Annotated in this window: 13 protein-coding genes; 3 read left to right on the top strand and 10 right to left on the bottom strand. The window is 63.7% G+C overall.

Annotated elements, in window-relative coordinates:
• On the bottom strand, positions 1 to 214 hold a 214-nt coding region (locus AAHB17_RS23670), incomplete at its 3' end, for a hypothetical protein (protein WP_342133525.1).
• Positions 215 to 348: 134 nt separating this feature from the next.
• On the opposite strand from AAHB17_RS23670, the gene AAHB17_RS23675 reads away from it, so the two are divergent.
• The 3 genes from AAHB17_RS23675 (at position 349) to AAHB17_RS23685 (ending at position 2,503) form a co-directional block, all read left to right on the top strand.
• The gene (locus tag AAHB17_RS23675; RefSeq protein ID WP_342133526.1) at positions 349 to 1,080 is read left to right on the top strand and encodes a TetR family transcriptional regulator; all 732 of its coding nucleotides are present in this window, start codon (positions 349 to 351) and stop codon (positions 1,078 to 1,080) included.
• A gap of 118 nt (positions 1,081 to 1,198) precedes the next feature.
• On the top strand, positions 1,199 to 2,128 hold the full coding sequence (locus tag AAHB17_RS23680) for a hypothetical protein (RefSeq protein WP_342133527.1): 930 nt from the start codon (positions 1,199 to 1,201) through the stop codon (positions 2,126 to 2,128).
• A gap of 171 nt (positions 2,129 to 2,299) precedes the next feature.
• Positions 2,300 to 2,503, top strand: coding sequence for a hypothetical protein (locus AAHB17_RS23685; RefSeq protein WP_342133528.1), 204 nt, complete (start codon positions 2,300 to 2,302; stop codon positions 2,501 to 2,503).
• A 33-nt stretch (positions 2,504 to 2,536) separates the two neighbouring features.
• Here AAHB17_RS23685 and AAHB17_RS23690 read toward each other — a convergent pair whose 3' ends face one another.
• From AAHB17_RS23690 to AAHB17_RS23730, 9 genes are all read right to left on the bottom strand, one after another.
• Positions 2,537 to 3,475 (bottom strand): alpha/beta fold hydrolase, encoded by a 939-nt coding sequence (locus AAHB17_RS23690; RefSeq protein ID WP_342133529.1) that lies wholly within the window; start codon positions 3,473 to 3,475, stop codon positions 2,537 to 2,539.
• 97 nt (positions 3,476 to 3,572) lie between these two features.
• Entirely contained in the window at positions 3,573 to 4,322 is a 750-nt protein-coding gene (locus AAHB17_RS23695; protein WP_342133530.1) for a maleate cis-trans isomerase family protein, read from the bottom strand.
• A gap of 10 nt (positions 4,323 to 4,332) precedes the next feature.
• On the bottom strand, positions 4,333 to 5,310 hold the full coding sequence (locus AAHB17_RS23700; protein ID WP_342133531.1) for a Bug family tripartite tricarboxylate transporter substrate binding protein: 978 nt from the start codon (positions 5,308 to 5,310) through the stop codon (positions 4,333 to 4,335).
• 25 nt (positions 5,311 to 5,335) lie between these two features.
• Complete coding sequence (locus tag AAHB17_RS23705) at positions 5,336 to 6,496, bottom strand: FAD-dependent monooxygenase (RefSeq protein WP_342133532.1); 1,161 nt, start codon at positions 6,494 to 6,496, stop codon at positions 5,336 to 5,338.
• A gap of 18 nt (positions 6,497 to 6,514) precedes the next feature.
• The gene (locus AAHB17_RS23710) at positions 6,515 to 6,976 is read right to left on the bottom strand and encodes an acyl-CoA thioesterase (protein ID WP_342133533.1); all 462 of its coding nucleotides are present in this window, start codon (positions 6,974 to 6,976) and stop codon (positions 6,515 to 6,517) included.
• Positions 6,973 to 8,652: an AMP-binding protein gene (locus AAHB17_RS23715; RefSeq protein WP_342133534.1), complete on the bottom strand. Its 1,680-nt coding sequence runs from the start codon at positions 8,650 to 8,652 to the stop codon at positions 6,973 to 6,975. The genes AAHB17_RS23710 and AAHB17_RS23715 overlap by 4 nt, the downstream gene beginning before the upstream one ends.
• A gap of 23 nt (positions 8,653 to 8,675) precedes the next feature.
• A complete protein-coding gene (locus AAHB17_RS23720; RefSeq protein WP_342133535.1) occupies positions 8,676 to 9,554 on the bottom strand; it encodes a VOC family protein in 879 nt (292 codons plus the stop codon).
• 11 nt (positions 9,555 to 9,565) lie between these two features.
• Entirely contained in the window at positions 9,566 to 10,834 is a 1,269-nt protein-coding gene (locus AAHB17_RS23725; protein ID WP_342133536.1) for an alpha/beta hydrolase, read from the bottom strand.
• Positions 10,835 to 10,982: 148 nt separating this feature from the next.
• Positions 10,983 to 11,693 (bottom strand): TetR/AcrR family transcriptional regulator, encoded by a 711-nt coding sequence (locus AAHB17_RS23730; RefSeq protein ID WP_342133537.1) that lies wholly within the window; start codon positions 11,691 to 11,693, stop codon positions 10,983 to 10,985.
• Between the last annotated feature and the right edge of the window lie 260 nt (positions 11,694 to 11,953).

Below are 11,953 nucleotides of genomic sequence, written 5' to 3' on the forward strand. Positions count from 1 at the left end.
GTATGTCGCCGCGTTCGATCCACTCTTGCGCCATTGCGGACCAAGACCGTCCCCATTCGTCGTTGTCCAAGCTGTCGATGCGGCTGAGGATGACGCGCACGTCCTCGCTGCGCATGCCTGTCATTGGGTAAACCTGGCCGTCTGTTCGACGTTGCACTTCTGCGCGCAGTTCCTCCCAGGTGCGGGGCGGGGCGATTGAGATGTCTTCACTCATTTGGGTCTCCAGTTAAAAAATTTGAGAGCGTGTGTCTGCCCGGTGTGCGTAGTTGGGTGACACTCGAAATCGAACAAAGTTAAAACTGTTTTAAGAATACACTCAGCACGAACCGATGTCAAAACATTTTTAAAATGACCACTTCTAAGCGTCGATCAACCGCCGCAGTTCAGGTCTCCGCGCACGGCGACAGCAGTCGTCGACTGGTTCAAGCGGCGCGTGATCTGGTTGCAGAGCGTGGTCTTTCGGGGCTCAAAGTCCTTGACGTGGCGGCCCGTGCGGATGCCAACGTCGCCCTCATCAATTACCACTTTGGTGGTCGAGATGGCCTTCTTGATGAGGTGATACGAGGTATGGCTTCGCAGATCGCGAACGATCGTCTTGATCGCCTGTCGCGGCTCTTGGCTCTAGACACACCTCCTGATGCGCGCGAGGTGTTGCGGTGTTGGATCGAGCCATGGATCGAAAACGTCGAACTAGCTAGCAACCGTGAGGTCATGCAAGTGATGTTGCATTTGATGTTTGCAGCAGACGTAGACCGCAAGCGGAAGGAGCACGTCTTGGAGTCATCCGTGAAGGTCACGGCTCTGTATCTGGACACACTTTCCAACTGCTATCCCCATGTACCTCGGGGAAAAATGATGTGGCGCATGCTTTGCGCCATTGGTGCCAGCTATTTGGTGCTTGCTCAGCGTGAGCCTGTAGGTTGGAACACGTTGGCGGGTGCTGAACATCCACCGTTTGAACCACAAATGCGAGAGGGTGCTGACGAACTCGTCACGTTCATCCTGGGTGGTTTTTCTGCTGACAGTGACGCGGTGCCCGCAAAGCGGGTTCGCCGGAAAAATGGCAATCGAATTGGATGAATCAATAGCGTTCTCGTATTGACCCCAAACCAGGGTGGACAGTGTTCAGATGCCTTGCTGATCAGCTCTGCTGAACGTATTTCTGCTGCTCCAACTCGTCGATGCCCGTAGCGGTTACGTGCTGTGGGCCGAGCGCATCAAAAGCGAGCGGCACGACCTGGCCAGCTTGCGGCAACGTGTCACCGCAACGGTGGCCAACTCGCTGCAAATCAGGCTCGCAGAAGTCGAGTCATCGCGCTCGCGCCAGCTTCCGACGGCCGATTTGGAGGCGCGCGATCTCGCGCTGCAGGCCTGGTCCCGGGGGCAACTCGTCCGCACCCCGCAAGTCGTGGTCGAGCAGCGTGAGCTGGCGCAGCGGGCGATTGCGCGTGATGCCAACTCGGCCCTGGCGTGGGCGGCGTTGGCGCGCAGCTATATCTGGGACGTCAGCCACCGCTACCTGCCTCTTCGCGGCGTGACGCGGGAGCAATGGCTGGACCGCGCGATAGAGGCCGCCGATCGCGCGTACAACCTTGATGCCAACGACCCGCGGGTGATCAACGCACGTGCTTTCGCGCTGGCGCTGCGCGGACGCTCGGAGGAGGCGCTGTCACTCTATGAGCGCGCGATCGGGTTAAACCGCAACGACGCGCTCGCCTGGTTCGGTATCAGCTATTCACACGCGACCCTCGGGCACACCAAGGATGCGATCGCGGCGGGGCATGAGGCAATCCGCTTGAACCCCCGCGATGCCAACATTGGCGGGTTCTTTGTGGTGATGGCTGCAGCTCATCTTTACGCGGGCAATGACGCACAGGCTGTCGAATGGGCACGGCGCTCTGCCCTGGAGAAGCCCGACTTCAGCGTCGCGTATTCGTGGCTCGTCAGCGCTGCGGCCCTCTCCGGCGACACCGCGACGGCGCAAAGCGCTCTGGCCACGTTCCGTCGCCTGCTGCCGCAGTACACGGTGACGTCGTTTCGTGCCGAGAAATTGTGCGCCAATGCACTGTGCGAGTCTCAGCGCGAGCGTTACTACGAAGGACTGAGAAAGGCTGGACTGCCGGAATGAGTGTTGGGCCCGGCGCGCGTGGCCACCTGCTGGCAACCTTAAAACACCTCGGTACGGATGTTGATCGAGCGCCCGAACGCGAACGGCGATGCTCCAGCCTAGCCAGGCCGCGTCCGTCCGGATCACCGAAGCCAATCCCGCAGCCAATCCGCACAGGCTGACGAAGCCACAATGGGTCAGCTCACCGTGATCGCGTCGCTCGCCATGGTGTGCATGATCTTCATCGTGCACACCATGCCCATTCGAACGGGCCATCTCAAGATGGCTTCACCGGACGCGTATGCCAAACTGCGCCACATCCGCCTGCATTGCAGCGCAGACCTATCCATGAAAGCAAAGCGCTGCAGCAAGGCAAGGCCCCTGCCGCCTTGCTGACGAGTCACATCGAAAAAAAATCAAATCCGACCGTCAAACCGCCAGAGACACCAGAACTTCAACCAGATCCGCCGGTGCGGAAACAAACGGCGAATGGCTGGTGTTCAGCGTGATCTGTTCAAACCGATTGCCGGGCGTGAACGCGTCCGCGTCGGCAATCATTTGGTCCTGGACCGCGATGGGCAGTGCCCGGTCTGCCGTGCAGCGGACGAACGTCCGCGACACGCGTCCCCAGGCCCCCACTGTGAGCTGGACAGGCGTAGTCAGTGTCCCAATGGGATTGTCGGGGGTCAGCATGTTCGAGACGGCGAGGAACGCTTCGTCCGACAGGTCATGGTAGAAGCAGCTCTTGAGCCGGGCGACATAGGCCGGATCGGCTGATTCGTGGTTGATCCGAGCCGCGCCCACCACGGTGGGGTCCGCCACAAACAGCGGCGGCACTTCGGATACGGCGAAATTGGGCTCCTGTAGGTACTGGATGATGGTCGGGAACCGGACCTGCACGAACGCGCTCTGGTAGACGAGGCGGCGAATCAGCGAGGGGTCGGCCTCGGCGACCGCACTCAACGTCCCGCCACCCGAGCTTTGTCCGACCAGGATCACCGGCCCACTTCCCGCTGCGACCAGGCCACGGATCACCTTGAGCACGCTGTCGCGGTAGTCGTTGAGCGTGAGACCCGCATGTGCCGACACCTCCATCGACAACCCGGCCAGATTCTGCGGCTTGGCAGTGTAGGCGGCCGGCATCTGAGCCGAAATCCCGTGTCCAGGCAGATCCAACAGCACGCTCTGGAAGCCCCTCTCCGCCAACAGTTGAGCGACCTTCGTCCACGCCCAGCCTCCTTGCCACCCACCGTGCACGAACACAAAGGTCGGTTTTCGATGCTCGGAGGCGTTGCCGCCGCCGCATGCTGCAAGGGCTGCGCCTGCCAATGCCGCCGGGGCTTGCGCGGCGAAATTTCGTCGGTTCATGATGTCTCCTGGGTGTTTCGTTGTTTCGATGTGTCTTGCTGACGGGCACCACTTGCCGCGCATCAACCAAAGCGAAAAGGGGCTGTCACATGAGCACTCATGCCGCGAGCAGCGCGCCGGCGTCCGGCACCACGGGATCCAGCCCCAGGTGATCGAGCATGCGCCGCGCGGTGCACACCGCGGTCGACACGGTGCGTATGCCCAGCATGTCCTGCATGCGCTGGATGGCGGGCAGCGAAGGCATCTGCACGCAGGCGGACGCCACCACCACGTCGGCGCCAGACGTATTCAGACGCTTCACGTCGTCGAGCAACAGCAGCGGGTTGCGTCGGCCGACCTCCAGGTTGTCGGGGATCTCGAAGCAGATGGAATCAATCACCTCGATGCCCTCGTGTTCGATGTACTGCACCACCAGATCGGTCAAGGGCCGCATGTAGGGGGCCATAAGCGAAATCCGCTTCGCGCCCAGCGTTTTCAAACCATCGATCAGCGCGCCAGCGGAGGTCATCACCTGGCAGTCCGCCCCGGCCGCCTGGACGGCGCGGCGCATGTCCTCCTCCACTTGGCGGTGGAAGCCGATGCCTTGCGCCATGATGGCCACCAGGCAGGCCGTGCTCATCACGTCCACTCGAGCGTCGGCCAACTCGGCCGCGCAGCGCTCGGTCTGGCTGTTCATGGCCTTGAGTTCCTCGGGCGTGACCTTGTGCATGCGCATGCGGCTGGAGTGGAAGGTGAAGCGCTCAGGCCTCACCGCTTCACGCAGCCGGAACATGGCCGGTATCTCGGTCTCCATCGTGGTGTTGGAACTGGGCACCATCTGCCCGATACGGTACAGCGTCTTTGTCATGGGCATCATCTCAATCGAGGGAAATATTGGCTTGCTTGACGACCTCGGCATAGCGCGCCTTGTCGCGCGCAGCGACCTTCACCGCCTCGGCGGGCGTTGCCGTCCAGGCCTCGAATCCCACAGTGGCCAGGCGCGACTTCACGTCGGCCTCGGCCAGCGCTTTCTGTGAGCTGGCGTACAGGCGCTCCGCGATGGCCTTGGACGTGCCCTTTGGGGCGTACATGGCAACCCAGGTGCTCAGTTCGAAAGCTGCCGGACCACCGGCCTCGGCGACGGTGGGCACATCCTGGTAGCCCGCCACGCGCCTGGCGCCGGCATAGGCCAGCAGACGGACTTTCTTGGCCTGGTACAGAGGCCCCACCGTCGCCGCCGTGCCGAAGGCCCAATCCACTTCGCCGGTGGCCACCGAGGTATAGAGTTGCGGCAGTTCCTTGAAAGGCACGTGCCGCATGTTCGCGCCGGTGGCCCGTTCGAGCATGGCCGTGCCCACATGGGCCACGCTGCCCAGTCCCCAACTGCCGTAGGTCACCTCGCCGGACTTGGCCTTGGCGGCAGCCAACAGATCGGCCATCGACTTCCAGGGCGAATTGGCGCCCACCACGACGAAGAAGTTGGTGAAGTACAACGGCGCCACCAGTTCGAAATCGCTCTCCGGGACGAAGGGCAACTGCTTGTACAGATGTGGCTGCAGCGTCATGTGGGTGGCATCGACGGTCAGCAGGTTATAGCCGTCGGGGCTGGCTCGCTTCACGTCGCCGATGGCCAGCCAGCCGTTGGCGCCGGGCTTGTTGTCGACCACGATGGACTGGCCCCACTCCTTGGACAGTTTCTCGCCAACGTGGCGCACGACGGCGTCGGGCCCACTGCCGGCGGAGTACGGCAGCACGACCCGCACGGGCTTGGCCGGATAGGTCTGCGCCAACGCTGGCAGCGCAAGCCCCAGGACGGCGGCGCCGGCCAGCAGGTGGCGTCTGTTGATCTTGTTCATTCGATGTCTCCTTGGGTTGGGTGGGTCAAGCGGTTGCATTCGACTGCGCGGCCTGGGCCACGCCGGCCGCTTCGCAGGCGGCGGTGAAATAAGGGTCGCGCCGTGCGAGGTCCTCGTGGCTGACCTGGCCGGTGCGGCGCATGTAGTGGTATGCGAACGCCAACGGATTGAGATGCATGATGTCGCCCACCCGCTCGTACCAGTCCAGACTCCTGGAGGCCGAGGCCTGGAAGGTGGTGGATGCCGGACGGCGCTCGTGCTCAAAGGCTGCAAAGGCGGCCTGCACGTCGTCCGGGTGCTCGACCAGGCCACGGTGCAAAGCGATGGCATCCTGCATGGCCATGCGCGTGCCCGACCCGAGCGAGAAATGGACGGTGCGCAACGCATCGCCCAGAAGCACGATGTTCTGGTGTGTCCATTGCTCGTTCTTCACGATGTTGGCCTCGAACCACAGGGAGCGGTTGGTCATCAGCTCATGGCAGCCCAGCTCCTCGCGGAACACCTGGGCACAATAGGCGCGACTCTCGTCCTCGGAAGCGCGGTCCAGGCCGGCGCGGCTCCAGGTGTCGGGATCGACCTCGATCAAAAAGGTGCTGAGCCCCGGGCTGTATTGGTAACTGTGGGCGATGAACACGCCATGGGGCGTCTGCTTGAATATCAGGGAGACGGGGTGGAACAGTTGCCGGGTGCCGTACCAGGCGAACTTGTTGCGCCGCCGCTCGAAGCTGGGACGGAAATGCTCGGCGAACTGCGTGCGAATGGCGCTGTTGCCGCCGTCGGCCGCCACCAGCATGTCCACCTGAGCGCGCAGCGCATTCACGTCCTCGATGCGGCGGCCGTAGTGAACCTGGATACCCAGTCGCTCGCAGGCGGTCTGCAAGGTGCGCAACATGTCAATGCGCGAGGTGCGCGAGAAGTGGTTGCCTCCGATCTGAACGTGTGTGCCTTGGTGGACCACTTCCATGTAGTCACAACGCTCGTGGTGGGCCGTGAACTCGCGGAAGAACTCGGGGTCGGCCTCGCGCAGGAAATTCAGTCCGATGTCCGAGAACACCACGCCCCAGCCGTAGGTGGCGTCGGCCGGGTTTTGCTCGTACACCTCGATGCTGTGCTGAGGCTGGTGCTTCTTGGCGAGCAGCGCGAAGTACAGGCCCGCAGGCCCCGCGCCAACGATGGCGATTTTCATGATGAATGTCTCCAGGAGTTATAGCGAGGTGACCTCGCATGCTTGCTGGTAGGCCAGCAGGCTGCGGCGGAATGCGTCGGGCAGTTCGATTGATCGGCGTGCATCGCGCGCCACACACACCGGGGTCAGCTTGGCCTCAAAGATGAGTTCGCCCTGGGGTCGCCGGGCCGTGATGGCCAGGACATAGGTGCGCGAACGCACGTCTTCCACGATCACGGTCATGTCAAACAGCTCGTCGGGTCTCAGCGACGAGTGAAAGTCGAAGCTCAGCGCCCGGCTGGGCGTGCCAAAGCCCCCGTGCTGCTTGGCGGCCTGCGGACTCTGGCCCAGCAGCACTTCGTAGAACAGCTCGGCCGCCGAGATGACGTACTCGGTGAAGCTGACCGTATAGACCACGGCCGCCGGGTCGCATTCACCCCACTTCACGCGGCGCCGTATCACCACAGGCGCCTTGTTGATGACCTGCTCGGTGCTGGTCATGGGCGCGACTCCGGCGTGTTGGATTCGGCCGCCATCATGTCCGCTATCTGGCGCTTGAGCGCCACCTTGTCCAGCTTGCCCACCCGCGTGACCGGGAAGCTGTCCACGACCTCGACCCGCTCCGGGCACTTGTACTTGGCCAGGCCCAAGCCGGTCAGGAACAGCAGCAAGGCCTTCACATCGGGCACCACATGGCCCGGACGGGGAATGATGAAGACACAACCCTTCTCGCCATAGAACGGGTCGGGCATGGCGACCAGCTTGGCGTCGGCCACGGCGGGGTGCTGGCTGACATACCCCTCCACCTCTTCACAGCCGATCTTCTCGCCACCCCGGTTGATGTTGTCGCGCAGGCGGCCCTCGAAGACGTAATAGGTTTCACCATCGACCACATGCGCGGTCATCATGTCGCCCGTACGGTAGAAGCCGTTGGAGGTGAAAGCCCTGGCATTGGCCTCTGGCGCATCGTAAAAACCCCGCAGGCTGGATGGGCCGCGAAAGCACAGTTCCCCCATCCGGCCGGGCGCCACCGGCGTCTCGGACTCGGGGTCGAGCAGGCGCAGCTCGTCATCGGCCACTCCCGACCGCCCTTGCGTGTGGTGACGCACGAAGGCCGACTCGTCGGCGGGCGAGCCCAGCAGCAACCCTTCGGTGATGCCGAACAGGTTGGAACAGGGAACCCCGAGGTGAGCCTCCAGCTTGTCGGCGCGGCTCATGGTGGCGAACAGTCGCAGCGATGACAGGTCATGCCGCGCGATGTTCTCGTAGGCCAGGAGCTGCGGCGCAATGGGACCGATGGACAGCGCGTGGGTCACGCGGTGGCGCGCGATCAGGTCGAGCATCGCGGGGATATCGACCTTGGGCATCAGGACGGTGGTGACGCCCAGCAAGATGGTGGGAATCAAGGCATAGAGCTGGCCGGCGTTGTGCAGCAGAGGCAGCGACCAGATCACGCGCGAATCGGACGTGATGCGGTAGCGGTCGGCCCACCCTTTCGAGTGCCCAAGGTACTCCGCGTGGAAGCGCGGAATGATCTTGGGGATGCCCGTCGTGCCACCGGAGAGTTGGAAGCTCAACACGTCCTGGCTGCCGACGGGCGCTTGGGCCACAGTGGCCCGGGCGGTCTCGCCATCAACGGATTCGATCAGCTGCGCCTGACCCAGGTGCGGCACCACGGCCGGGCCACGTGCCACGATCAGGTGCCGCAGCCCGGGCACCTGCTGCTGCATGCCGGCGGCGAAACCCACCAGATCGAAGGCGCTGAAGTCCGCCTGCACGAAATAGGCCGTGGCCTTGGACTGGCGGGCCAGTTGCCCGATCTCGATCTCGCGATGCTGGGGCAATGAACACACGGGAATCACACCGGCCTTGTAGCAAGCCAGCAACGCGACGACGGTGTCCACGTTGGTGCCCATCTGGAACAGGGCTCGGTCGCCCGTGCGCACGCCGCTGCGCAGCAGGGCGGCGGCCAGCCGCTCGGATTCGTCGTCCAGCGCCGCGAAGCTCAGCGAGCGCTCGTCGCTGATGAAGGCCAGGCGGTCCGGGTGGCGGTGCGCGGTCTCGCGCAACGCGTCGCCGATGGTCTTGTCGATCCAGGCGCCCGACGCGGTGAAGCGTCGGGCGCACTCGGGTGTCGGGTAGATCACGCCGGGGATGGGTGTCTTGATGGCAGCCATGGGTCACACCTTTCTCGACCGACTCAATTCGCGGGCGTGATGACCACGCGATCGCGGTCGAAAACCGTTATGCGCCCGCGCAGCCCACCCGTGAACAGGCCGTACCAGACGGCCGGCCTCAGGCCCAGCTCCCTGCGCCTGAACTCCAGCGCGACGTCCGCGTCGATGCGCCGGTAGTCGCCGCAGTTGGTGACTCGGCAATCGGACCGCGCGGCGGCGTCACCCACGATGCTGGCGAACTCATCCACCGCCGGCACATAGATGGACACCGCCGAAGGCGATGCGCCATAGCGCTCGTCGAGCAAACGGGCCTTGCAGCCCCAGATCTCGTCGATCGCGGCCGCCTGCTGGCCCGCCTGCTGCCGCGCGTCCTCGACTGCCAAGGCAGCCTGCAGCGTGCGGCGGGCATCGACGTGATCCAACTCGGTCAGCGGACGCAGCTTGCGGGTGAACTCGATGAAGTAGCCGTTGGGATCGCGCACGTAGATGGACTCGATCACCTCGTGGCGCGTCTCCACCGACACTTGGAGTCCCTGGGCTTCAAGCCGGGTTTTCCAGGCTTTGAGTTCCTCTTCCGACTCCACCAGCCAGGCCGTGTGGGTCGCATCGAAGACATGGTCTTGCGGCAGCGGCAGACCTTGCGCACGCCCTCGCAGGAACGCTGGCTCCTGGGTGCCCAGGTAGTAGAAGAAGGCGATGGTGGCGCCGTTGCCGGCGTCAAAGAAGAAGTGCAGGAAATCCGGATGGGTGTCGGGTCCCCAGCCTCGCGCCGAGATCACATGGACCAGAGGCAGGCCCAGCTTCTCGCCGTAGAAATCCAGGGTTTCCCGCAACTTCCAGGTGGGACGGGCGGTGTGGTCCACCCCCCTGATCGCGGGTTGGGGCAGGTCTCGTGCTGACATTGCGGTTTCCTTCAGTTGGTCAGGGGGAAGCGGGCGTGCAGCCAGGCCGCGAGGATTCGCGCCGCGACGTAGCGGCCCGGCTCTTCGTCCGGGGTAAGGGCACGCCCGTGGTGGTCACCGCGTACGCGGTGATGGGTCTTGTCCGCGGCGCCCAGACGGTCCACGATGGCCTGGACATCCGAGGGAAAACAAGCCTGGTCGCCCGTGTACTCAATCACCAGCGTGGGCTGGGTGATGTCGACGGCGGTCTTGGCCAGCGTGGCGTTGCTGGAGAGGCTCGACCAGGTCGAGAGCCAGCTCTCGGGCGTGCATTGGCGCGCGAAACCCACCGCACCGTAGTTGGAGGCATAGGGGTCACCGCCCCAAAGTGAACCGGGCCGGCGCTCCGAGGGGTCGAGCGAGAGGTCCAGGCAGCGCAGGTCGCCGTCGGTGCGCCACACGTTGATGATGGGCGTGTGGGCTGCGATGCGGCGGTCTTCGGACAAGGCGGCGCCGGCGGCCTCCTTCACCCGCCGGCGCGCTTGCAGCCGGGTCTGGATGAGCTGGCGCGCCTGTGCTTCGATGCGTGCCACCCGCTCGCGTTGGGCCGCGCGGTAGCGTTCGATGAACTCGGCCGTATAGCGTGCCTGCCCCTTGGGCAGATAGCCGTTGGCCGGGTTGAGCGCATCCAGGGCTGGATCCACCGAGAGCGGGTTGTTCTCGTCCGTGACCGAGGGGTCTATGCAGCCTTGGAGCAACGCCCCTTGCCCCGGGTGCGGCCCCACCAGCACAAGGCCGTCCGCCTGCGGCATGTCCAGCTCGGCCAATTGGGTGGGCTTGCCACCCGGCGTCTTGGCGATCCGCGCCTGTGGCGCCAGCGATGCCTGCTGGATGTACAGCGCATACAGCCCCGCGCCGCCCGAATTTCCCAGCAGGAGGATGCGCCTGAAGCCTTGTCGCTTGAGGTGGGCCAAGCCGGTGGCCACGTCGTGCAATGCGATCTCGTGCTCGAGGCGCAGGTCGTTGCCGACCGAGCGCGGCGACTGCGACCACGCGGCATACCCCGCCGCCACCAAGTCGGGGATCAGGTAGTGGCAGGCCATGAACTCCCGGGGGTGCATGACGCACACCACCGTGTCGGACGGCGTGGCGGGTTGGTAGAGGGAGCCACCGGTCGCGGCCCCGTCGGCAGTGCGCAGCACGACGTTGGTGGTGCGCGTGCCCGCAGGCACGTCACGCGGATTCCAGTCCGTGTTGAGAAAGCCGGCAGTAACAGCCTGTGAGGAGGGTTCTGTGCTCATGTGGGTCGACGCACAAGCGCGCCGTCAGTTGATCTAAGTCAAATGTTAGATCAAATTGACACATGAGTCAATTTTTCGACGTTTAAGTCAAATCAGTGTTTTCCCTGAGTCGGCTCAGCTCCCTGAATCGTCCCCGTCTTGCACCTCGTCAGCGCCCGGCGCTCAGGCGCGCTTCCAGTACCGCGAGCGACTCCTTGATCTGCTGAAGTGCATCGTGGGCGGTCGCCGCCGGCCCCTCGCCTCCCGGCGTGGGCCGCAGGCCCCGCAAGGCGAAATCCACGAGAAAAGTCGTCACATCGCCCCGGGACATCTCGCCCTTGGGATCGAACCACCATGCACCCCAGTTGCACATGCCGATGATCGAGAACGCCGCCAGCCGCGGATCAACCACGCGGAACTGGCCACCGTCGATACCGCGCCGAATGACGTGCACGAAGTGATCCAGCACGTCCCTGCGGGCCTGCATGGCCACCGCGCGATGTGCCTCCGGCAGGCTGCTCTCGCTGCGCTCGACCACGCGAAACTGCACCGCGTTGCTCAGAATCAGGTTGGCGTGCTGGAGCACCAGTTGCCGCAACGCCTCTTCCGGTGGCAGCTCCTGGCGCTTCGAGACGGTCTGGGCCAGCTTGCTGGCCTCTTCCGTCACGCCCTCTGTCAGCGCCTCAAGAATGGCTTCCTTGCTGCGGAAGTAGTAGTACAACGCTGTGCGAGTGACGCCCACCGCATCGGCGATGTCATTGAAGCTGGTGCCACCAAAGCCATGCTCAATGAACAACAGGGAGGCGGCATCGAGAATGTGCTGCCTTTGTACGTCGTTGCGCTTTGGTGGGGGCGGATTTTTCGGTTTTGAGACAGGCATAGGCAGCATTGTGCCAACTATCCCTCTGGCCTTTCAGAACGCGATCGCCTCTGCCATTGCGATCATTCATTGTCTAAGGAAGGTCTCCACAACCGTGCTGGCGGAGTGGCATGAAACGGAAAGAATCTGACAGAACATGTAAAGCCCAATCACGCGCTGAAGCCTTGCTCCAACAGTCGATGCGCCGAAGGAACCAACTTGACATCCGTCAGCGGACCGGGACGACTTCAAGAGGTTTCACTAAACCGTCATCCAGCACT

The sequence above is a fragment of the Hydrogenophaga sp. OTU3427 genome (genome assembly GCF_038440225.1).
Classification (GTDB): domain Bacteria; phylum Pseudomonadota; class Gammaproteobacteria; order Burkholderiales; family Burkholderiaceae_C; genus Hydrogenophaga.